Source organism: Tunturibacter psychrotolerans, assembly GCF_040359615.1.
Classification (GTDB): domain Bacteria; phylum Acidobacteriota; class Terriglobia; order Terriglobales; family Acidobacteriaceae; genus Edaphobacter; species Edaphobacter psychrotolerans.
Genome location: NZ_CP132942.1, coordinates 2,184,042 through 2,206,479 on the forward strand (window position 1 = coordinate 2,184,042; position 22,438 = coordinate 2,206,479).

Annotated in this window: 20 protein-coding genes; 12 read left to right on the forward strand and 8 right to left on the reverse strand. The window is 56.1% G+C overall.

Annotation, left to right across the window (positions count from 1 at the left end):
• Positions 1-29 precede the first annotated feature (29 nt).
• The 3 genes from RBB77_RS09080 to RBB77_RS09090 form a co-directional block, all read right to left on the reverse strand.
• Positions 30-812, reverse strand: a complete 783-nt coding sequence (locus tag RBB77_RS09080; protein WP_353066653.1) for a hypothetical protein — start codon at positions 810-812, stop codon at positions 30-32.
• A gap of 86 nt (positions 813-898) precedes the next feature.
• Positions 899-1,462 (reverse strand): SRPBCC family protein, encoded by a 564-nt coding sequence (locus RBB77_RS09085; RefSeq protein ID WP_353066654.1) that lies wholly within the window; start codon positions 1,460-1,462, stop codon positions 899-901.
• A 121-nt stretch (positions 1,463-1,583) separates the two neighbouring features.
• Complete coding sequence (locus RBB77_RS09090; RefSeq protein ID WP_353066656.1) at positions 1,584-2,138, reverse strand: fasciclin domain-containing protein; 555 nt, start codon at positions 2,136-2,138, stop codon at positions 1,584-1,586.
• A 259-nt stretch (positions 2,139-2,397) separates the two neighbouring features.
• Here RBB77_RS09090 and RBB77_RS09095 point away from each other — a divergent pair, with 259 nt between their 5' ends.
• On the forward strand, positions 2,398-2,928 hold the full coding sequence (locus RBB77_RS09095; protein WP_353066658.1) for a DUF2127 domain-containing protein: 531 nt from the start codon (positions 2,398-2,400) through the stop codon (positions 2,926-2,928).
• A gap of 739 nt (positions 2,929-3,667) precedes the next feature.
• Here the strand turns inward: RBB77_RS09095 and RBB77_RS09100 are convergent.
• From RBB77_RS09100 to RBB77_RS09110, 3 genes are all read right to left on the reverse strand, one after another.
• A complete protein-coding gene (locus RBB77_RS09100; protein WP_353066660.1) occupies positions 3,668-4,657 on the reverse strand; it encodes a hypothetical protein in 990 nt (329 codons plus the stop codon).
• 278 nt (positions 4,658-4,935) lie between these two features.
• Positions 4,936-5,814, reverse strand: a complete 879-nt coding sequence (locus tag RBB77_RS09105) for an IS1595 family transposase (protein ID WP_353066662.1) — start codon at positions 5,812-5,814, stop codon at positions 4,936-4,938.
• Between the two features lie 111 nt (positions 5,815-5,925).
• The gene (locus tag RBB77_RS09110) at positions 5,926-6,117 is read right to left on the reverse strand and encodes a hypothetical protein (protein WP_353066664.1); all 192 of its coding nucleotides are present in this window, start codon (positions 6,115-6,117) and stop codon (positions 5,926-5,928) included.
• Between the two features lie 416 nt (positions 6,118-6,533).
• Between RBB77_RS09110 and RBB77_RS09115 the strand changes: the two genes are divergently transcribed.
• The 11 genes from RBB77_RS09115 to murG all read left to right on the forward strand — a co-directional run bounded on the left by RBB77_RS09115 (position 6,534) and on the right by murG (position 19,657).
• Positions 6,534-6,995 carry a division/cell wall cluster transcriptional repressor MraZ gene (locus RBB77_RS09115; RefSeq protein ID WP_183976249.1) on the forward strand — a complete coding sequence of 154 codons (462 nt, stop codon included), beginning with the start codon at positions 6,534-6,536 and terminating at the stop codon, positions 6,993-6,995.
• A 46-nt stretch (positions 6,996-7,041) separates the two neighbouring features.
• Positions 7,042-7,935 carry a 16S rRNA (cytosine(1402)-N(4))-methyltransferase RsmH gene (gene rsmH / locus RBB77_RS09120; RefSeq protein WP_353066666.1) on the forward strand — a complete coding sequence of 298 codons (894 nt, stop codon included), beginning with the start codon at positions 7,042-7,044 and terminating at the stop codon, positions 7,933-7,935.
• Positions 7,936-8,149: 214 nt separating this feature from the next.
• Positions 8,150-8,671, forward strand: coding sequence for a cell division protein FtsL (gene ftsL / locus RBB77_RS09125; RefSeq protein WP_353066668.1), 522 nt, complete (start codon positions 8,150-8,152; stop codon positions 8,669-8,671).
• 94 nt (positions 8,672-8,765) lie between these two features.
• On the forward strand, positions 8,766-11,093 hold the full coding sequence (locus RBB77_RS09130; RefSeq protein WP_353066670.1) for a penicillin-binding transpeptidase domain-containing protein: 2,328 nt from the start codon (positions 8,766-8,768) through the stop codon (positions 11,091-11,093).
• A 46-nt stretch (positions 11,094-11,139) separates the two neighbouring features.
• Positions 11,140-12,633, forward strand: coding sequence for a UDP-N-acetylmuramoyl-L-alanyl-D-glutamate--2,6-diaminopimelate ligase (locus RBB77_RS09135; RefSeq protein ID WP_353066672.1), 1,494 nt, complete (start codon positions 11,140-11,142; stop codon positions 12,631-12,633).
• Positions 12,630-14,015 (forward strand): UDP-N-acetylmuramoyl-tripeptide--D-alanyl-D-alanine ligase, encoded by a 1,386-nt coding sequence (locus tag RBB77_RS09140; RefSeq protein ID WP_353066674.1) that lies wholly within the window; start codon positions 12,630-12,632, stop codon positions 14,013-14,015. Before RBB77_RS09135 ends, RBB77_RS09140 begins: the two co-directional genes overlap by 4 nt.
• A gap of 57 nt (positions 14,016-14,072) precedes the next feature.
• Complete coding sequence (locus tag RBB77_RS09145; protein WP_353066676.1) at positions 14,073-14,720, forward strand: hypothetical protein; 648 nt, start codon at positions 14,073-14,075, stop codon at positions 14,718-14,720.
• 134 nt (positions 14,721-14,854) lie between these two features.
• Positions 14,855-15,991 carry a phospho-N-acetylmuramoyl-pentapeptide-transferase gene (gene mraY, locus RBB77_RS09150; protein WP_353066678.1) on the forward strand — a complete coding sequence of 379 codons (1,137 nt, stop codon included), beginning with the start codon at positions 14,855-14,857 and terminating at the stop codon, positions 15,989-15,991.
• Positions 15,992-16,006: 15 nt separating this feature from the next.
• A complete protein-coding gene (gene murD, locus RBB77_RS09155; RefSeq protein WP_353067599.1) occupies positions 16,007-17,362 on the forward strand; it encodes a UDP-N-acetylmuramoyl-L-alanine--D-glutamate ligase in 1,356 nt (451 codons plus the stop codon).
• A gap of 20 nt (positions 17,363-17,382) precedes the next feature.
• The gene (gene ftsW / locus RBB77_RS09160) at positions 17,383-18,474 is read left to right on the forward strand and encodes a putative lipid II flippase FtsW (RefSeq protein ID WP_353066680.1); all 1,092 of its coding nucleotides are present in this window, start codon (positions 17,383-17,385) and stop codon (positions 18,472-18,474) included.
• A gap of 109 nt (positions 18,475-18,583) precedes the next feature.
• Complete coding sequence (gene murG / locus RBB77_RS09165) at positions 18,584-19,657, forward strand: undecaprenyldiphospho-muramoylpentapeptide beta-N-acetylglucosaminyltransferase (protein WP_353066682.1); 1,074 nt, start codon at positions 18,584-18,586, stop codon at positions 19,655-19,657.
• A gap of 278 nt (positions 19,658-19,935) precedes the next feature.
• Here murG and RBB77_RS09170 read toward each other — a convergent pair whose 3' ends face one another.
• Positions 19,936-21,039 carry a YXWGXW repeat-containing protein gene (locus RBB77_RS09170; protein ID WP_353066684.1) on the reverse strand — a complete coding sequence of 368 codons (1,104 nt, stop codon included), beginning with the start codon at positions 21,037-21,039 and terminating at the stop codon, positions 19,936-19,938.
• Positions 21,040-21,257: 218 nt separating this feature from the next.
• On the reverse strand, positions 21,258-22,316 hold the full coding sequence (locus RBB77_RS09175) for an acetamidase/formamidase family protein (protein WP_353066686.1): 1,059 nt from the start codon (positions 22,314-22,316) through the stop codon (positions 21,258-21,260).
• Positions 22,317-22,438: the final 122 nt, after the last annotated feature.

Consider the following 22,438-nt stretch of genomic DNA (forward strand, 5'->3'; position numbering starts at 1 on the left):
CCCATTCTCATTCAGGATGCAATAAGGGCTTACTGTTTTATGTAGACCCACGTGCTCTTCTCATCCTCTTTTCCGGGGTTCCAAGAGACGTCTGTAAGGGTTTTGCCGTCTGCTGAGAGAGTGTGGGTTCCGTAGAGTCTGGGCTTTCCATCGAACTTGTAAGTGTAAGAGAGTTTCGAGGGAGAGAGCATCTCGAAAGATATCGTCATTCCTGCTGGAACAAGGGGTCCGGTATAGGCATTGTCAGTTCCGTCCGTTTTGCCTTCTACCGACGATTTGTATTCCGGGTATTCCATGCGGATGATCCCGGGGCCCGGCGAGGAAATTACGTATGTATCCGGTGCCGACATGGTGACTTTCGTGGATCGCCATTTTCCGACAAGACCGGTGGTTCCTGTCTCGCGGACGTAAACATCTTCCTCGCTGTAGGCTGATCCGTCAGGTCTGGTGCGTTCCATGGTGATGGTATATGTTTTCCCGTCGGGAGAGATCTGCCGGTGTACCTTTGAGAAGACGTTGCCATTGAACATGACGACCGTGTTCCACGCGTTGTCTCCGTCGGCGGTCCAGATGACGGAGCGGCCGTACACCGACTTGTACTCTTTACCGTCGATACGAAAATCAAAATTGGCGTTGCTACCGTTGGAGTAATGCATCAGGCCATTGGCTCCCTGGGTGTAGGTAAAGGTGTCACCCGTGAAGTGACTCTTGTCGATATCAAGCTTCCATGTGCCGACCCAGGGATTATCGGCGGCATGAGACGAGAGTGTTGGCAACGCAAGTAATGCGCACGCGAGAAGGAGCTTCTTCATGAGATGCCTCCAGAGCTTCTATTCGGTTTTAGGGCCTTGGGGAGGACGGGATTCTAACAGAATTTATGCGGACGGTAAAGGGAAATTCAGGGTTGGATGCCAGGGCGCACCTGGAGGGAAAGCAGCTCGTTTGTGCGCGCGTGGCGATAGTCGAAGGTGCTGCGGAGCTGGCGGGTAATGAAGAGGCGGTTGCCTAGATCGCCCAGTTTGCCGAGAGGCAATTCGTATGCGACCTCGTCGTAGAGCAGCGTGCCGGAGGTGGATATTCCGGAAGCGTCGGTGCGGTTCTCTGTATGAAGTCGGTGGCAGTGATGCCAATAGGCGAAGGGGCCGCGGAGTTGTCGGTCGCAGAAGTGATCGTTCCAGACGAACTCAGAGATTTCTGCGTCCCATGGAACTCGGATGGGCGAATATGGGAGTGGGCGAAAGCTGATGGTGAGCTTCGTATTTGCTCCGGCCACGATGGTGCTGATGCTTGAGGCGTCTGTGGGTTCCGGTCGCGGGGGTGGTGGTGCTATGGAGATCTTCTCGATGCGGGCACGCTGCCAGGGAGGCATAAGGCGTGGGAGATTTTCGGGATTCGCGAAGAAGGCGAAGACGAGGTCAACGGGATAGGGGAGCCACTGTTCGGAGTGAAATGTGTGGCGCATGCTGGGTTGGTTATAACGTGTTGAGCGAGTGGTGCAGACAGCAAACAGAACGCTGTTTCGTGTGACGCGAAAAAGAGGCGCCTCGTGATGAGGCGCCTTGAAGGATTGCCGGAGGAAACACTTAGTTGGGCATGAGGACGGTGTCGATGACGTGGATGACACCGTTCGACTGGAAGACATCGGCGGTAGTGATGGTGGCCATGCCGCCTTTGGCGTCGGTCAGCATGATGTTGCCGCCGGACATGGTTGCGGTGAGGTTTTCGCCCTGAACAGTCTTAAGGGTGGCTTTGCCTCCGCCCTTCTGGATCATCTTTGCGAGCTCTTTCGAGCTGACCTTGCCTGCCACGACGTGGTAGGTGAGGATTTTGTCGAGTGTGTCTTTGTTTTCGGGTTTGACGAGTGTGTCGACGGTGCCGGCCGGTAGTTTGGCGAAGGCGTCATCGGTGGGAGCGAAGACGGTGAAGGGGCCCGGGCTGTTGAGGGTATCGACCAGACCGCCGGCTTTGACGGCAGCGACGAGGGTCTTGTGAATCGGCGAGTCGACTGCGTTCTCGACGATTGTCTTGGTGGGGTACATGGCAGCTCCGCCCACATCGGGATCCTTCTGGGCGTGAGCGCTGAGTGAGGTGATGGCCAGAGTGGCCACTGCGAGAGTTGCGAGAAGAGACTTCTTCATTTCGGTTTCCTTTGCGTTCTGAAGTTCTAGAGGCTCGTTCCCTGCAGGGGCGTTCATAAGCATCTACGTCCACTTGCGTGGACTGGATTGGTTCTATTCCCATCATGCTCGTGAAAACCAGACCTGAGTGGCAGTGCTGCGAGGTCGGTTGTGTGTGCGTAATTGATCGCGAGAAGATGTTGATGATGTGAAGTTGTGCATCCTACGAAGGTGGCGTTGACAATTACCTCGAGTCCTCGTCAACTGAAGGTCGGAGCCTATGTTAAAAGTGGCCAGCAGGACGAGTGACGGGTTGATGCAGGCACAGGAGGTGGGAGACCATCCCGCCCATGCGCATGACCGTGGCTTGATGCTGATCGGTCTTTTCAAGCTGGCGAAGGCGATCTTCTTCTTCTGTATCGGTGCCGGCGCGGTTCATCTGCTGCATAAAGATGTCGGCGACGAGGTGACGCGGTTGGCGCTGCGGTTGAGGTTTGACCCTGAGAGTCGCCTGGTTGCGCTGCTGCTCCACAAGGCGGATCTCATCGATGCCCATCGGTTGAGGCAGATCAGTGTGGGAACGTTCGGTTACTCCGCGCTGGCTCTGACCGAGGGTATTGGGCTGCTTCTCGAAAAGGTCTGGGCTGAGTATTTGACGCTGATTTTGACGGTATCTTTTTTGCCGTGGGAGCTGTATGAGCTGGTTCGAAGGCCCGACTGGTTCCGTCTGAGCCTGCTGATCATCAATCTCGCAGTGTTGGCGTATCTGGTGTGGCTGTTGCGCCGGAAGAACTTATTGGGGAAGCGTTAGTACCCCCACCCCCCCCCTATACGCCGCGTCCAAGTTATTTATTTTCAGTAACTTATCGGCCGGATGTACCTCCAAATTCGTCATTCTAAAGACCTTATCTCCAAATTCGTCCAAACAAAAGGGTTAGCTCGGGAATTTGCCTCCACTTGTCAGCAGCGCAAGATCTTTTCTCTGTACTTATAAGTATAGAAGCTGGAGCATAACTAATACGCCACGCGTATCTCTTTGTTGATAAATGAGATAATCAGTTTTGGGGCTTGACAGATTTTAGAAGAGCGATGGATCCCGATGTCCTGGTTTCTGTCTGGACGAGTGTTTTCTTGTTCTCTTATTGAGATTTGGAGCGCTGCTGAGTGATTATCCCTTAGACACATGTTGTTGATATTCCTACAGATAATCATCTGCAATTTCAGGATTCCGAACGCATACCCTATCTCAGAGCACACTGAGAAATCGAGATAAGTTTTGTAGTTTGTGGTCGTTAGGCTGAGAGTCACCTAGCCAACAGGCGTACGGCTTTGCTACTGCTGTAGCTCTGAGAGACGCGATTTTCCCTACCCATAAACGGCCACTTGCGCCTAAACGCTTCCGTGGTTTTGCAACTGGGTAGGCGCGGGGTCTGTGCCGTACGCCGAAACAAATTGTAATCTGTCCATTTTCTGGACAGAAGCACTGCTTTTTTTAGGACGCCGTGGCTTATCTCGCTAAATTCGCGGTTTCTATTCTTGCCGCAGCAGGGCTAGCCCTGCTCCTCTTCAACCTGACCAAACTTGAAGGCGGAATCGCTCCACTCGGGAAAGGTTCCCAAGACCTTTGTAGGCTTTCCATACAGTTTATCAAAGAGAGTCTGGGGCTGGTCTTGCAATTTGACCCCATATATTTTGCTGATTTGAAGTTCGTGGGTTCTGACGTCGTCAAATATATCTCGGTAAAGAACTCGCACCCGGAAATGAAGATACGATTCCCCGCTAGAAATTTTGTTTTCTATGTCGCCCCAATCGATGCGGGCGAAAGAACCGGGTTTTCTGTTAGTACTCATAATGAAGTTGTACCCCTCGAATACCCCAACAGGAATTACAGATGGGAGATCATTAAGCTCAAATCCAAAAGCCTCTTTTGGCCATCCGAAATCAGGAATTGGGTAGAGACCCGTCAGTTGCCAACTGGAAACCATGTAGGCGGGCGTGGTCCCGTGACAAGTAATCCTGTAATAGACGGATGGGTTTGGTCCGAAGTTGAGTTTCCCAATTTCAATCGAAAGGCGCGCCCTTTCTTTGTCAATCATGGCATTGAGGCTGTCGGCGGTTGTTTGAGCACTTTGCTTCGCAACGGCGACAGATTCGCTAAGGATGGTGGTCTGGGCGTTCATGGTATTCGCCTGGACTCGGATCGCCTTCAGAGTCTTACGCATTATTTTGGACTGCGTCTTATAAACGCGCCATTGCGCGACAGCGGCTATAGCCTGAACGCCTGCCGCAAATGCAATAAACAAGGTAAGGCGAAGCTCGCGAGTCTTGATCGCTTCATCGTATGCAGTTTTCTCGCTGTTTTCGGCGGCCTCTTGATCGCTTGGCTCGGAACCTTTTATGTGGACGACAAGAGGGTTATCCTGCGTGCCTTTACGGTCTGTGTCGGCTTGTTTAACATTATCGGAGGGCTTGGGTGGCTTTGCTTTGGTATGCGGTGATTGCATCAATAGCGTGGCGAGCAGAGTAAGAGCGAAGCGCATAGGCTTTAAAAAGAGACTTTCTTGGAAGTGCAAGATGAAACACGAATACCAGATGGTATCGTGACGCCTAGAATAATCGAATGAAAGACATAACCGTAGACAAAGACAAGTTCGACGCGCTTCTAAAGCGCATGGTGAACATGAAGCCCACGCCACACAAACCAAAGAAGTCAGAGCCGAAGACTAAAACTGTTCTGAATACCACTCAGTCAGATCCTTCTTGAACGTATAGAACCCGTCATCTGTCAGAAGTTTGTATGGCAAAGGCTTGCGGTGGGTCAGATTTTGCAGGGCCATATCAAACAACCAAGGCTGCATCCGTCTTCGGTTATACCGCCAGCAAACTCACCCAAATATCTGTCCAGATGTTCAGCACTCAAACGGTGATAGTTGCCGACAATACCCCGTTTGAATAGAGAGAATGCACTCTCAACCGTGTACGTGGATGTAACGCGGCCTTTGTCTCGAATCTCTTCTTCGTGGTTGCCCTGCCGGTGTTTGGCGCGTGGAACCACTCCCTTATAAGTTTGATTGCCGTCTGTGACGACTTTAGGGGTTTCGGTATCCACATGGTCGTGATAAACACGGCGTAGATTCTGGAGAGTGTTGGCAGGTACTACACGCATGTGAAGACTGCCATGACGTTCGGCCATGCCAACAACTACCGTCTTATTGGGTTTGGATGGCACACCTTTTACACCTTGTAATCTTCGACGGCCACCAACATACATCTCGTCTATCTCGACAGTTGTATCAGGGCCGCCAACCGTAAAATCAGCCTCTTCTTGCATGGCTTGTCTAATGCGGTGGCATACATACCAAGCGGTTTTGTACGTCATCCCAATGTGTCTTTGAACCTGAGCTGCTGATATGCCTTTCTTGCCTTCGATCATTAGGGCAATGACCGCAAACCACTTTTGTAGAGGCAAGTGGGAATCGTGAAAGAGTGTGCCAGTGGTCGCGCTAAACTGCCAGCCACACTCAGCACATTGGAAGAGACGACGCGGTTTACCAGTTTTACCTTTGGATTCGGTCAACCAGCATTTGGGGTGATCGCAAGCCATACAACGAACCCCATCAGGCCATCGCGCCTTCATCAGATAGGCAAGAGCATGTTCTTCGGTGGGGAATTTCTTAGCAAGAGAGAAGAGATTCATACGTGATATCCCTGTTTGTAGTGATATGCCTTGCTCTTATCTGTGCAGACCTCGTGTCATCAGCAATACGAAGTCTGCACTGGAAATACATTGGGCAGCCCCGAAACAAAGCTAATCGCCTTGCCTCAGACGAGAGAGTACGTCTTGCATTTGAAGGAAGGCCTTAGAGACGTATTCTTTTGAGGGTTGCGCGTTGTCATCGTTGCTTCCGACCAATTGAGCAGCTATGACAGTCAAACCAGCATGGATGACCCGTCGTAGTTCTTTGATTTCCTCAATGACTTCCTGTTCCTGTTCGGACATGGTTTGCCTCTGCTTTTGAACCAAGATAGTGGAGCAAAACTATTATCTATTTACACTCAACATGTGTCAAGGGGATAATCATTCGCTGCTGATCGTTTTCGCTTTTATTTCGCTTACCAGATGGATTCAGGGCTTGCAAGTGACTTAGAAGTCATGAACCGGGAAGATAAACACTACCTGTAGTAGTTGACTCCTTAGATTGCCCAAGAGACTGAGTTTTCCACATCCCGATATGGGAAATACACAGAAGTTGCACAAATTAACTCTTTACAGGGGGGAGTCGCTCGGCGATGCTGGTGGAGCGAAGTAGAAGATTTTGGAGTCTGGTGGATCAAGCTAGGTTCCTGACATACAAAATTCTACGACGTGAAGTGATTTTGAACGGAATTTGAGTTGGATAAGGTATCGAGGTCGTTATGTTTCGGGGAAATCACCCAACACGCGTTGACGAGAAAGGGAGATTAAAACTCCCTGCCGAGTTCAAGCGTCGTGTGGATGAGCTGTACGGACCCCAGTTCTACATAACGAGCATGGATGGAAAGCGGGCGCAGGTTTATCCGCTGAAGGAGTGGGAGCAGATCGAGGCGTCGCTGTCGAAGATGTCGCCGATGGATCCGGTTCGGAAGAAGTTTCAGGATGTAACGAACTTCTATGGGCAGATGGCCGAGATGGACGCACAGGGCCGGGTTTTGATTCCGCAGAAGCTGAGGGAGTTGGCGAAGGTGACGGGCGAGGTCAATGTTCTGGGATCGCAGACGTTGTTGGAAGTTGTGAATGCAGAGCTGTTCGATGCCGAGATGAAGAAGGCCAGTGGAGCTGTAGAGCTGACGGATGCGGATCTGATGGCGTTCGCAGACAAGACCAAGGCAGTTGCTTAGCAGGTGCAAGGTGGCCCCCAGGGGCAGCACAGAAGGCGGGTGAACTATGAAGAGTCCGCAACATGTGCCGGTTCTTTTAGAAGAAGTTTTGGAGTATTTGAATGTGCGGCCGGGCGGCGTGGTGGTTGACGCGACGCTGGGTCTGGCGGGGCACTCTTCGGAGATAGCGAAGAGGCTGGGCGGCAAAGGCAAGTTGATTGGCTTTGACCGTGACCCGGAGGCGATGGAAAAGGCTAAAGCAAGGCTTGAGGTTTTGCGGGCTGAGCTGGGAGACGAGATGCCGGAGGTGGTGTTTGAGCCGAGGGCGTTTTCGGAGGCTTCGAGCCTGATTGAGCCGGGGAGCCTGGATGGTTTGCTTGCTGATTTTGGCGTGAGCAGCCTGCAGCTGGACGAGGCGCACAGAGGATTTAGTTTTCGGACCGATGGCCCGCTAGATATGCGGATGGATACGCGCAGCGGGGAGACGGCCGAGCAAGTGGTAAATCAGGAAGACGAAAACGAACTCGCCGACCTGATTTACGAATTCGGAGAGGAAAGGAGGTCGCGGAGAATCGCCAGAGCCATTGTTAGGGCCCGGCCGATTACGACTACAGCGGAATTGGCTCGAATCGTATCGGCCGAGGCCCCACCAATGAAAGGCGAGAAGATTCATCCCGCTACCAGGACCTTTCAGGCACTTCGGATTCGCGTGAATAACGAGTTGGGAGAGATTCAATCGCTGCTGAAGAGCGCGGGGTCTCTGCTGAAGCCGGGAGGAAGGCTGGTGTTGATCAGCTTCCACTCTTTGGAGGACCGGCTGGTGAAGGATGCGTTCAAGGCGGCAAAGGACGCGAAGGTATTTGAGGTTTTGACGAAGAAGCCGGTTGTGGCGGCAGAGCAAGAGCAGATGAGAAATCCGCGGTCGCGCAGTGCCAAGATGAGGGCGGCCGAAAAAATTTAGGTAAGAGATTCTCTGTTGCACTGAAAATGGTGCAGTCTATATATAGAGAAAACATGTGATCGGGCCGGGGTTGTCCTACCTTCTTTCAGGCGAAAGACAACTCTGTAACAAAAAGTCCCTTCCTCCAATAGCGATCCCGGCCCGGTTCGTACGTTGAGGAGAGTGGCAAAGATTTGGGCCCATGGTTTTGAGAGAGGTTTGAGAGAGGTACACGATGGCGGCTTCGGCGATGGCAGGACAACAGTTAGAGATGTTGGGTTCGCGGGCGCAGAGCCGTGCGGAGTCGCTGACGAAGCGGAATCGCGAGATGTTTGAGAACCAACGGCGTGCGCGGCGTGGTCCGACGCCTGAGGTCTTCTTTACGAAGCACATCGACAATAGCCGCATTGTGAAGGCTGACGATCCAGAGCGCCGGCGTGAGATGCGCACGTTCTCGGCAGTGATGAGCGTGTTGTTCGTGCTGGTCATGGTCTATGTCTGGCAGCATTTTTCGGCAATTGAGATTGGGTATCACGTTGAAGCGCAGAAGCAGCAGGTCGAACAGTTGCGCGAGGAGAACCGTCAGTTGCGTTTGACCGAGGCGCAGTTGACGGATCCGGGCCGGATCGACAAGATCGCAAAGCAGCTTGGCTTGGGAGAGCCTCAGCCGGGGCAGGTGGTGCGGCCTGAGGGTGGGGATCCGAGCTCTCCTGTGCTGGCGCAGGCCAATACTGCTGCGATGCAGATTGCGCAGTAATTAGATTGTGCGGTGGTCAGCGGGTGGTTCGACTTTGCAGAGAAAGTCTGACGAAGAGGGCTCGGAAGTAAACTAACTTTGAAGCAGGGATGAGATGAACAAGGCGCCACGGCAGACGTTGACCGCTCCGATACGGAGGATCCGTTTCGCCTATGTGGCGCTGTTTTTTTGTGCGTGGACGTGTTTGATTGCAGTGCGGCTGGGGTGGCTGCAGGTGGTGCGGCACTCGGACTTTGTGCATCGGGCGGCGATGCAACAGCAGAGGACGTTTGAGGTCGCTCCGCGGCGGGGCATGTTGTATGACCGCAATCTGCGGGAGCTTGCGGTGACGGTGCAGGTGGATAGCGTGTATGCGGTGCCGTCGGAGCTTGGAGATAATCGTGCGAGCGCGGCGGAGATATTGGCTGAGATTGTGCATGCTGATCCGACTGACAACTTTACGTCGCAACAGCAGATGCTGGCGCGGTTCAATGCTTCGAGGAACTTTGCGTGGGTGGCGAGGAAGGTCGATCCTGGGATCGCCGAACGTCTGCGCGAGTTGAATTTGAAGGGTGTTTATTTTCAAAAGGAGTTTAAGAGGTTTTATCCGAACAATGATTTGGCCGCGCAGGTGTTGGGATATGTGGGCACGGATGATATAGGGCTGGGTGGGTTGGAACGGCAGTTTGATGAAGATATGCACGGCGAGCCGGGGCATATGTTGACTGCGCTCGATGCGAAGCGGCATGTGTTGGGGAGTGAAGAGAGCCAGCCGATGCCGGGTGAGAATCTGGTTCTGTCGATTGACGCGAATATTCAGTATATGGCGGAGCGTGCGCTGGATGCGCAGATGTTGAAGACACGGGCGCTGCATGGGACTGTGGTGGTGCAGGATCCGCATACGGGACAGATTCTGGCGCTGGCGATTTCGCCGCGGTTCAATCCGAATGACCAGAAGCATATGGATTCGAGTGTGCTGCAAAACCTGGCGGTGAGTGATGTGTATGAGCCGGGGTCGACGTTCAAGCTGGTGACGTATTCGGCGGCGCTGGATGGTGCAGGGGTGCAGCCGACGGATCTGGTGGACTGCCAGAACGGGGCGATGACGATGTATGGCCGTACGCTGCATGACGATCATAGCGACCACTTTGGCGTGGTGACGGTGCAGTATGCGCTGGAGCACTCGAGTGACGTGGGTGCGGCGAAGATGGCGCTGAAGCTGGGGCCGAATAAGTTCTATAGCTATATGCGGGGATTTGGTTTTGGAGACCGGTCGGGGATTGAACTGCCGAGCGAGACGCGCGGTCTGCTGCGAGCGCCGAAGAAGTGGGGATCGACGAGCATACTGTCGATGGCGATCGGGCAGGAGGTAGGTGTGACGCCGGTTCAGCTGGTGACGATGGTGAGCGCGTTGGCGAATGGCGGGGTCTACATGCCGCCGCATGTGTTGCTGCAATCGACCGATGAGATGAAGGGTGATGCGAGGTTGAAGCCAGCGGCGTTTCGGCCTTCGAATCAGCTGCCAACCACGCTGCCGGATGGTGCTCATCGGGTGATCTCGGAGATGACGTCGGCCAAGATGCGCATGATGATGCAGGGCATTGTGACTGAGGGTACGGGGAAGCTGGCGGCGTTGAATGGGTACAGCTCTGCAGGCAAGACGGGGACCGCTCAGAAGATCGATGTGGCGACACATACGTACTCGCATACGAAGCTGGTGGCGAGCTTTGCGGGGTTTGCGCCGGTGAGCAATCCTGCGATTTCGATCGCTGTGGTCATCGACACGCCGACGGCTGGCGGGGAAGCGGCGCACTACGGCGGAGCAGCGAGTGCGCCGGTGTTTGCGGATGTGGCGCAGCAGGTGTTGGAGTACCTGGGCGTGCCGCATGATCAACCGCTGAAGACGAAGAAAGAGTTGCAGATCGCACAGAAGGACGCTGCTGATGACTCTCCTGCCGATAGCACGGCGGACTTGAGCGCGATGTTTGACGATGTGAATAGTTTGCCGGCGGATGATCCATTGCGCGCGCCTATTAGTGCAGCGGCTGTGGATGTTGCGGCTAGCGAGAACTCGGTTGTTCGCACGGCGAAGGCGTCGGGAGACTCGCCGGGGATCCTAAATCTGCTTCCAGCGAAGGTGCTTGCGGCGTTTCGGACAAATGGTGAGTCGGGTTCGGGAGGAACGGACGCTGCGCGTCTGGTGCCTCAGAAGGCTGCGCCAACTGTTGAGACAAAAGAGAAGGGTGCCGTTGTGGTGGACGCCAGCCTGCGAGTTCCTGTGCCTTCGTTTGATGGATTGGGGCTGCGGGGCGTTGTGGAAAGAGCGGATGCGGTGGGTCTGCGTGTGCAAGCGGTAGGGAATGGGTTGGCACGAGAACAGGTGCCAGCGGCTGGAACGATGGTCGGGGCGGGAACAGAGATCGTGGTGCGGTTCAGCCGATGATGGCTTTGCGCTGGGGAATATTCGAATTCTCGGCTAGCATCCCTTTATGAACTGGGAGAGCCTTTGTAAGGGGCTGAATGCTGTGGATCGTTTCTGTGCTTCCGCCGAACTTTCGGGGGTTCAGTATGACTCTCGGCAAGTGCGGCATGGGGATGTGTTTGTCGCGATGAGGGGAGAGGCGACGGATGGAAATCGCTACATAGAAGCAGCTATCGGAGCAGGGGCGTCGGCGGTGGTGACGGATTCTCGCGAAGCTTATGAGAAGCTGCGTCGAGAACATGCGCAGGTTGGTGCGGCGGTGGTTGAGCGAGGCCGGAGAGCACTCGCTGAGGTCAGCTCTGAGGTGATGGGGCACCCGGAACGCGATCTTGCGCTGAGTGCAGTGACAGGGACGAACGGCAAGACGACGACAGCATTCCTGCTTGAAACCATGCTGCGAAGCGTGGGACGGACTTGTGTGTTAATCGGGACGATTGAGACGCATGTTGGAGATGAAATGCGTGTTTCTCCGCACACCACGCCCGAGTCCCGGGATGTGCTCGAGATTTTTGAGAATGGCGTGAGGGTTGGGGCGACGGAGGCCGTGATGGAGATGTCGTCCCATGCGCTGGAGCAGGAGAGAGTTTGGGGGCTGCCAGTGGATGTGGCGATGTTTACCAATCTGACCCAGGATCATCTCGACTATCACGGGACCATGGAGAATTATTTCGCGGCAAAGGCCAGGCTGTTTGAGGGTGTTGGTGCGCCGCTACCGCGAGTCGCGGTGATCAATAGCGATGATCCTTACGGAAAGCGTCTCATTGTGGGGTCTCAGGCATCTCAATTGATGACGTACGGGCTTGAGCCATCGAGCGGAGACTACAGGGCGGAGGAGATCACGCTGCACGCGGGCGAGACACGATTTATCTTCAAAACTCCGAAGGGGGATGTGCCGATACGGTCTTCTCTGACGGGGAGAGTTAATGTCTACAACCTGCTGGCGGCATCCTGTGCGGCGTTGGCACGAGGGTTGACCTTGGAAGAGATTGTCGCGGGAGCGGCTTCGGGAGCCCAGGTGCCGGGCCGGTTTGAGGTGGTGCCTGCATCAAACAATCTGACCGTGGTGGTGGACTACGCTCATACGGATGACGCGTTGCGGAATTTGATCTCGCTGGCGCGGGAGTTGGTGAAGGAGCGCGGCGGCAAGGTGATTACGCTGTTTGGTTGCGGCGGGGATCGGGATAAGACGAAGCGTCCACGGATGGGCAGGGCCGCTGGTGAGGGAAGTGATCTGGTGGTGCTGACGAGTGATAATCCTCGAAGCGAAGATCCGATGACGATCATCGAAGAGGCTTTGGCGGGAGTGCGCGAGACGGAGACGAAGTGCATCGTGGAGCGGGATCGGGCGGAGGCGATCGGGCTCGCGATTCGTGCAGCGCGAGCCGGAGATATTGTTCTGCTCGCTGGGAAGGGTCATGAAAAGATACAGATTTTGCGGGACGGTACTGTGCCGTTCGACGATGTTGCGGTGGCGGCGGGAGTTTTGAAGGAGATCGGGTGAAGCTTACATTAGGGCAGGTTGCTGACTGGATACACGCGGACGGAGAGTTCGAGACTTCGGCAGAAGCAGTGGGGTACGGAATTGACTCGCGAACGATTGGCGGTGGCGAGCTGTTTTTTGCAGTCCGTGGCGAACGCTTGGATGGACATGACTACGTGCAGGCTGCGCTCGCAAACGGAGCTGCAGCAGCGGTGGTAAGCAATATGTGGGTGGTCCCGGCGGAGGTTGATGAGAGGCGTCTGCTGCTGGTTTCGGATGGGGACGATTGCGTGCTGCAGGCGCTTCAGCAACTGGCCCACGCAGTGCGGAGGGAGTGGGGCGGAAGGGTGATTGGGGTGACGGGGTCGGCGGGGAAGACGACTACAAAGGAAGCCGTCGCTCAGGTTTTGAGCGCGAAGTTCAAGGTATTGAAGACGGCTGGCAACCTGAACAACGCATTCGGCCTGCCGTTACAGCTTCTGAAGCTAGAGCGAGAGCATGAGGTTGCTGTCATCGAGATGGGAATGAATCATGCCGGGGAGATTGCCGCGCTCGCAAAGATTGCAGAGCCGAATTGGGCGGTGATTTCGAATGTGGGGCCGGTACATCTTGAGTTTTTTCCGGATGGAATTGCTGGAATTGCGCGGGCGAAGTATGAGTTGATTGAAGGGCTGCCTGAGGATGGCATTGCGGTTTTGAACTTCGATGATGCTTTCGTGGCAGCGTTTGGGCGCGGATTGGGCGCGCGCGCGGTGTTCTACGGGGCTGGCGAGGGTGCCGATGTGAGAGCGGTCAATGTTGCGGAGGTAGGCGCGGACGGTGTCGTGTTTACGGTCGAGGCCAAGGGCCAGCGTGAGAGTGTGCAGTTGAAGATGCTAGGGCGACACAACGTTCCAAATGCTCTGGCTGCGATCGCGATTGGATTGCAGAGTGGGATGGAGCTTAGCGATTGTGCGGCGGCAGTGGGCAAGCTGCGGGCGGGCGACAAGCGCGGTGAGGTTTTGGAGTGGCATGGAACGACGCTCATCAACGATTGCTACAACTCCAACCCAACGGCGCTGAATGCGATGGTCGATGCGACCATGGCGATTCCTGCGGAACGACATATTGTTATTGCGGGAGAGATGTTGGAGCTGGGGTCGGACGGTGCATCACTGCATGCTGCCTGTGGTGCACGGATGATAGAACGGGGAGTTGATTTTGTGCTCGGAGTACGCGGTCTGGCGCAGGATTTAGTGAATGCCGCACGAGCAGCGGGTGCGAAGGCGCTATTTGTAGTCAGCCCCGAAGAAGCGGGTGAGTGGCTGGTTGCGAATCTGAGGCCGGGCGACGTAGTGTTGTTGAAGGCATCCCGGGGAGTGCGGCTGGAGAAGGCCTTGACGGTGCTTGGTACGCCGAAATAATGCGTCGTGTGCAAGCGGCAACAGAGCGGCGAAACGAGATCGTATGGAGAGAGGACTATGTCGACTAAGGGAGCACTTGTGAAGCGCGAAGCTAAGGCTGCGATAAAAAAGCACGCGAAGAAGGCGGTTAAACACGCCGCGAAAAAAACTGCGAAGAAGAGTGACCCGAAGAAAAGCGCGAAGAAAGCTGCGAACCAGAAAGCAGAGAGAGTTACAGGAACGGCAGTTATTTATGCCACCGACTATGGCCTTATGACTGCGTTTCACCATATGCAGCGAGCTTCGGTAGTGATTTCTCTGATGGAGAAGGGGACAGGGGAGGATTTGCGGGATCTTCTGGAGAGAGGCGTGAAGCTCTACCGGAAGGCGATAGAGCGTGAAGAAGAAAACAAGTTCGTGCTGCGGGCGATCGGAGTTTTGCGTGCGGCGGAACATCTGTCGCTGGCCGGCCTCTATTCAGCCAGGCAGAAGCATAAGCAGAAGGTCGCCTCTCCTGCGCCGGCTTGGCTGGAGAAGTTTATTGCGGAGGCAGATCGCAGGTTGGAGAAGATTGAGCACGCCGAGCGTGGCAAAGGAACGGATCTTTTCCCGGTGACGGTGGAGTTGTTGCGGCAGGCAGAAGATTCTGATCACGATGCTCAGCTGGCGTACGAGCTTGCAATGGCTGCCGATGCGCTCTGTTTTGCGCTGGAGAACGGCCTCTAGCGCGGATTTCACGATTTAGTGGGGATTTGTGTTGGTTCGCAGGTGAGATAACCACAGGGCGTTGGGCACAGTCCTGTTAAGATAGCCGTGACTCGCGACAGAATCGCAAGCTGCGGGTAAAAGGCGGAGACGTTTTGCTCTATTGGTTGCTGTATCAAAAGCTGTTTCCCTACTTTCGTCTGTTTCGCATCTTTCGATACCTGACGTTTCGTACAGTGTTTGCGAGTCTTACGGCGCTGCTGATCGGCCTCTTGATCGGCCCGTACGTGATCGAGAAACTGCGTGAGTTTCAGATCGGACAGTACATTCGCGAAGAGGGACCGCAGTCGCACCAGAAAAAGAGCGGCACGCCGACGATGGGCGGGGTGCTGATCTGCATCTCGATCCTGGTGCCAACGTTGATGTGGTCCGATCTTTCGAATCCCTATGTATGGCTCGTGATGCTGTCGACGCTTGCGTTTGGCGCGATCGGATTTACGGATGACTATATAAAAGTTGTGCACCGGGAGAATCAGGGATTGACGGCGAAGGCTAAGCTTGGCCTCCAATTTGTAGTAAGCGCGGTGGTGGCGGCAACGCTGGTTGTGATGGAAATTCGCGGAGGCTACTCGACTCGGCTGATGGTGCCGTTTGCAAAACGGTTCCGGCCAGACCTGGTGTGGGAGTGGATGGGCCATGTCCCGCATATGCACTGGTTGGTGTTTATACCGTTCGTTGTCTTTGTGATGATCGTGATCGCGGGGGCGAGCAATGCGGTGAATTTGACCGATGGGCTTGATGGGCTTGCGATCGGCTGCACGATCATTGCGGCCGGAGCGCTGACAGTGCTGACGTATGTAAGCGGACACGTTGTGTTTTCGGATTATCTGGAGCTGCAGCGGATGCCGATGGTGAGCGAACTGACGGTGTTCTGCGGGTCTATGGTGGGGGCGAGTATTGGGTTTCTTTGGTACAACGCTCACCCCGCGGAGATCTTCATGGGGGATGTCGGAAGTCTTGCGTTGGGTGGGGCGATCGGGACTGTGGCGGTTGTGATCAAGCAGGAGCTGTTGCTTCCGTTTATTGGAGGTGTTTTTATTCTTGAGGCGTTGAGCGTGATGCTTCAGGTGGGCAGCTATAAGTTAAGGAATGGCAAACGCATCTTTAAGATGGCTCCGCTGCATCATCATTTTGAATTAATGGGCTGGTCCGAATCGAAGGTGATTACGCGATTCTGGATTCTAGCGCTGGTGTTTGCGTTGTTCGCGTTGACTACTTTGAAGCTGCGATGAGAGTGTGAAGGCATGATGGATTTGAAGAACAAGCGGGTGTTGGTTGTAGGACTTGGGAAATCCGGCCTGTCTGCGGCGATGTTTCTGCGCGCGCAAGGGGCTCGGGTGACGGTGAGCGATTCGCGGAGTGCTGTGGCTTTGGCGAAAGAGATTCCTGCGTTGTTGGAAGCGGGGATCATGGTTGAGTCTGGGGGGCACGGGCTTCTGACATTTCGGCGGCAGGATCTGATTGTGATCTCGCCTGGCGTGCCAATGGATACGCCGGAGGTGAAGCAGGTAGTGGCGTTTGGGCTGACCGTGATTGGTGAGTTGGAATTGGCGAGTCGCTACCTGTTGGGGCAAGTGGTTGCGATTACCGGGTCGAATGGGAAGACCACGACCACGACGTTGGTGGGGAAGATTTTGAGTGATGCTGGGGTGCCGACGCAGGTGGGAGGGAACATTGGTCTGCCGGTGATCGATCTGGTGGCGAAGAGTACGCCTGAGACGGTGAATGTGCTGGAGGTGTCGAGCTTCCAACTGGAGACCATTGAGGATTTTCATCCGCGGATTGCGGTGATCCTCAACATTACGCCAGATCATCTGGATCGACATGGGAGCTTCGAGAAGTATGTGGCGGCGAAGGAGCGAATCTTCGAGCGGCAAGGCGCTGGTGATGCGCTGGTGTTGAACGGCGACGATCGCGTGACGCAGATGAGCGCGGCGCGGGCGAAGAGTGAGGTGTTCTGGTTCAGCGGGACGAAGGCGGTTCGACGCGGTGCGTTTGTGCGTGATGGCGTGATTGTTTGGGTGGAGAAGGAGGGTGGGGTGACCGAGCCGATCATGCCGGTTTCGGAGGTGCATCTGAAGGGTGCGCACAACATCGAGAACGTGCTTGCAGCGGTTTGTGCGGCTCGTTTGGCGAAGGTTTCGGCAGAGAGTATTCGGGCTTCGGTGGCAACGTTTACTGCAGTGGAGCATCGGCTGGAGCTGGTGAGAAAGCTGAATGGCGTTGAGTTCTATAACGACTCAAAGGCGACCAATGTGGATGCGACGATGAAGGCTGTGGCTTCGTTCAGCAAGGGAATTCACTTGATTCTTGGTGGGAAGGACAAGGACTCGAACTACGGGACGATGGCGGAGTTGCTGAAGGAGCGGGTGAAGGCTGTTTATACGATTGGTTCGGCTGCAGAAAAGATTGAGCGTCAGCTTCACGGAGTCGTGAAGATGGTGGCAGCGGGAACGATGCAGACGGCGGTGACGGAGGCGGCCAAGGCTGCCGCGGCTGGTGATGTGGTGCTGCTGTCGCCTGCCTGCTCGAGCTTCGACCAGTTTGAGAACTATGAGCATAGGGGCCGCGTGTTTCGGCAGCTGGTAGACGAACTAATTTAGCGAAGAAGTGGAAGTGATGCATGGCGAAGAGAGTTGGGGTGGACAAGTGGCTCTTCGGAGTGGTGCTGCTGCTGGTGCTTTTTGGGCTGGTGATGGTGTTCTCGGCGTCGGCGGTGATGGCGCAGTCGAGTTTGGGTTCTCCTTATCCTTATGTGGCGAATCAGGCTAAGTGGGCGGTGCTTGGCCTGCTGGTAATGGTCTGGTTGATGCGCGTGGACTACCGCCGCTACAACAACCCCCGAGTAGTGTTTCCAGCAGTTACGGTCACGATGCTCCTGCTGGTGTGCGTGTTTGCCATGCCCGGTATGAATGGTGCGCACCGGTGGATCCGTGTTGCGGGTACGACATTGCAGGCTTCGGAGTTGGCGAAACCTGTGCTGGTGTTGTTTCTGGCTTACTTTTTGCAGACTCGAATCCACCAGATGGATGACTGGAAGGGGACCATTCTGCGTGCAGTTGCCGTGCCCCTGTTGTTTACGGCTTTGATTTTGAAAGAGCCCGATCTTGGGACCGGCATGGTGTGCATGGCGGTGACGGCGTTGATGCTGTATCTGGCAGGGGCGAAGACCAGGTATTTTGCGGTTGGTGCTGCATTGGCGGCTCCTGTTCTCTACTTCATGCTGTTTCATGTTGCGTTTCGACGGGCGCGAATGCTGGCGTTTGTAAATCCTGAGGCCGATCCTCGCGGGACTGGATTTCACATCCTTCAATCGCTGATTGCGGTGGGAACGGGCGGGATTCGCGGGCTTGGGTTGATGGAAGGACGGCAGAAGCTGTTCTATTTGCCGGAAGTTCAGACGGATTTTATCTTTGCGAACATCTGCGAAGAGCTGGGGTTGATTGGAGCGCTTCTGGTGGTTGGGTTGTTCGTGGCACTGGGGTATCGTGGGCTGCGGGCAGCGTTTCTTTCGACCGATCCGTTTGCTCGCTTTCTCGCGTTTGGCCTGACGACCGCGATCTTGATCCAGGCTTTCTTCAATATGAGTGTGGTGCTGGCGCTGTTGCCTACCAAGGGGATTCCGCTGCCGTTTATCTCTTCGGGTGGAACTTCGATCTTTATTACTTTGGCCAGCATGGGTGTGCTGTTGAACATTACGCGCGAGATTGATTGAGTGGAAGGGCCGTCCTGCCGGACGGGCCCGCTGCGCGCGGGACGGTCACTTCGTGACGGGTATACCGTTTGTGCGTGGGTGACTTTGGTCGGAGTAAGAGGTGGCTCTTGTGCGAGTTTTGATTGCTGGTGGTGGGACGGGCGGGCATGTGATTCCGGCGCTTGCGATTGCTCGCGAGCTGCGCGATGCGCATGGGGCCGAGGTGCGATTTGTGGGGACGGCGCGGGGGCTTGAGACGCGGCTGGTGCCGGAGGCGGGGTTTCTGCTGGAGTTGATTCGCGTGGGGCAGCTGAAGAATGTGAGCGTGGTGACTAAGCTGCGGACGGTGGCGGATCTGCCGCTTGGAGTGATGCGCTGTGTGGAGTTGGTGCGTAGCTTCAGGCCGCATGTTGTGGTGGGAGTGGGTGGGTATGCTTCGGGGCCGGCGATGATGGCGGCGATCCTGTTGCGGGTTCCTACGCTGGCGTTTGAGCCGAATGCGGTGCCGGGGCTGGCGAATCGGCTTGTGGGCAAGTGGGTGACTGCTGCTGCCGTGAATTTCGACGGGACACGGTCGTTTTTCCGCGGGGCGAAGGTGACGGGGATTCCGGTGCGGCGTGAGTTTTTTGAGATTGTTCCGAAGAGTGCCGAGAAGGAGCGGCGTTTGCTGGTGTTCGGCGGAAGCCAGGGTGCTAGAGTGCTGAACGAGGCGATGCCGAAGATTGTTGGGAGGCTGCTAGAGGCGATTCCAGAGCTGGAGATTGTGCACCAGACGGGTGGGCGGCATGAGGCTTCGACCAGGGAGCTGTATGAGCGGGCTGGGCTGGCGGCGGAGGCGCGGCTGCGGGTGCAGCCGTATCTGAACGAAATGGTGGGTGAGTTTGCGCAGGCCGATCTGATGTTGTGTAGGAGCGGGGCGAGCACGATGGCAGAGCTGGCGGCGGCAGGAAAGGCTTCGCTGCTTGTGCCCTTTCCTCAGGCGGCGGATGACCACCAGAGAAAGAATGCAGATGTCTTCGTTGCGGCTGAGGCGGCCGAGTTGATTGTTGAGTCGGAGTTGACTGAGGACCGGCTATTGTCGGCGCTGCGTGGGATGTTGCTGGACGGGGATTGGTTGGCGACGATGGGGGAGCGCGCGCGGGGGCTAGCGCATCCGAATGCAGTCGAGGAGATTGGAGAGATGGTGGTGAGAATATCGCGGTAATGTGTCGTCTACTAGTAGCCCGTTGTAGTTCCTGGGTTGGGTGAGAAAAAAAGCCGGGTAACTACCGATAAGGGAGGCAGCAGGTCTCCTTCGGAGATGACAACAAGAAAACAAAAACAAAATACGGTGGTCTCTCCACTGCGACTAACTTCGGTCGAGACGAGGAACTTTTGGATAGTTTGGGAAACGTCGGTTGGGAAGCAGGGGAGAGAAACGGTGCGGAATAAAAAAGGGGCTGAGGATTTTTTGCCTCAGCCCCTGAATTTTGTTGGTTGATCTTACCGATGACCACCACCGCCGCCGTGTGAGCCGCCACCGCCGCCTCCACCGCCGCCGTGGTAGCCACCGCCACCTCCGTAAGAGGCTCCGCCACCAGTGCTTCCGTGATAGCCGCCGCCACCTCCGCTGTAACCGCCGCCGGCGTAGCTGCTGCCGTGGCTCTGTGCGGGTTGGGCGTAGCTGCGGGAAGCTCCGCTGTAGGCGCTGTTGCCAGCGTAGCTGCGGGAGGCTCCGTTATAGGCGTTGCCGCCAGCGTAGTTCCGGGATGCTCCGTTGTTGGCGACTCCGCTATAGGAGTTGTGGGCTACGTTGTTGTTGCCGAAGCCCGGGTTGGTATGGCCAGCGTTCGAGGCGATGGTGCGACCATTGATGCTGGAGCCTCGGTACGCGTTTGACGTTCCGCCATGGTAGGCGACGGAGTTGACGTGGGTGAAGCTGGCTCCGCCGGGCCGGCCGGAGTATCCGTTATAGCTGCGGTTGTAGAAGTTGCCGCCATGCCAGCCGCCGCCGATGTTGCAGTAAGCGCGGTTGTAGTAGAAGCGGCCGCCGCCCCAGTATCCGCCGTAGAAGCCGATGCCGAAGTAGCCGAAGCCGTAGTTGATGCCGCCATAGTAGCCGACATAGGGGCCCCAATAGCCGGCGTTCCAGAAGTAGCCGTCGTAGCCGTTGCCCCAGTAGCCGGGGGTCCAGAGGGCTCCAGTATACGGAGCGAGCACCCAGGCGCCCTGAACCCATTGGTAGCCATCAGCTGTCCAGGCCCAGTAGCCGGGGGTCCAGATGTAGCCGTCGCCGGGGGCTGGGGGCTGCTGGTAGTCGGGGATGGCTGGGGGGGCTTGCTCGATGCCCTGGGGGGCGCCGGGCTGGGGGGCACCGTATTGCTGGGGGTAGGTGTTGTCCTGCTGTGCGCCGTTGGGCGGGCCACCGTATTGAGGGTCCTGCTGCTGGGTGTATTGAGGATCTTGCTGGGCCTGTTGTTGCGCGGGGTAACCGTATTGATCGTCTTGGTTATAGGGCTGGATCTGGGCGAGGAGCGGCATGGCCAGAGTGAATCCGGCTAAGGTTGCTACACCGAGCGAGTTTCTGAAGAGGCGGGCTAACGTCATGGCGTTACCTTCCTGCTCAGCCTTCGTTTATCCGGTGCTGCGTCGAGCGCGGACTTCGCGGAGAGCAAGGATGAGTTCCAGCCCGGCTTGGGAGGCCCGGGTCAAGTGCTCAGTTGATTAGACACGAATTTGTGGCATTTGTTGCTAAATAGTGATGCGGGGAATTTGCTGATTGATTACGAGTGGTTGTACCAGATTGGTCAGGATTTTTTCGTTCGCTAGTGGGTGTTTGGAGTGGCGATGAAGAGGTTTTTGGGGCAGAGGACATGGACGCCGCTTTTGGTGTCGACCAACTGGGTGATGTCGACGTCGCAGGCGGTGGAGATGAGGGCGTAGGCGTCGTCGCGGGTGAGATGGGGGTGGTTTGGGATCTGCTCAGAGAGGAAGGTGATCATGTTGCGGACGGCCATCTCGGTGGCGGTTTTGAGGTCCTCGTCGAAGCCCATGGCGATGTAGGCGGTGGGGGTTTCGCCTCGGGGCCAGAGGAGATGCTGATCTTTGTGGACGATGAACTGGAAGGTGCCGGTGAGCTGGGTTTCGAGGGCGGTGATGTCGACTTCGCCGTTGCCTTGGCCGGCGTGGCCGTCGCCTACTTCGAAGTTGGCGCCCTTGGAGTTGATGGGGATGTAGAGAGTGGTGCCGGCGACCATCTCTTTGTTGTCGATGTTTCCGGCGTGCATCCAGGGTGGGGCGGAGTTGTATTTGCCGGCGGACTCGGGTGGTGCGATGCCCATGCTGCCGAAGAAGGGGTGAAGGGGGATGTCGATGCCGGGGGCGAAGTGGCCTATCATCTTTTCGCGGTCGAGAGGGATGATGCGGGTGCGGCTGTAGGGGAAGTCGTTGGGGAGGAAGCCGCGGCCGGCGCCGAAGCCGTTGCAGGCCCAAGGGACGTCGATGTTGATTTTCTGGATGCGGACTTCGAGGACGTCGCCGGGTTCGGCTTCGGTGATGGCGACGGGGCCGGTAAGGATATGGCCGCCGGGACCTCTTTCGGAGGTGGGGACCTTGGTGTAGATGTCGTCGACGTAGGAGGGAATGTCGGAGGCGGCGACGCCGAGGGATTTGAGGCGTTCGGGAGGACCGCAGGTAGAGAGGGTTTGGATGGTCACGGTGTTGCCAGAGTGGATGGTGAGGGCGGGTGTGGCTTTGGCGGAGTAGAAGCCCCAGGCGACAGTGGTGGGAGTGGCCAGGAGGGTTTGGTTTTGCTGAGCGAGGGTGGGGATGTTGAGTAGTACGGCGGCGCAGAGGGTGATGAGGCGCGTTCGGTTGGCGGGCATGGATTTTATATATCACTTCCTTTGTTTTGAGTTGTCCTGCCGGACGGGCCCACTGCGCGTGGCGCGGTCACTTCGTGACTTGTATACCTTGTGTTTGTGATGCGATCGGTTTGGTCCTCCCG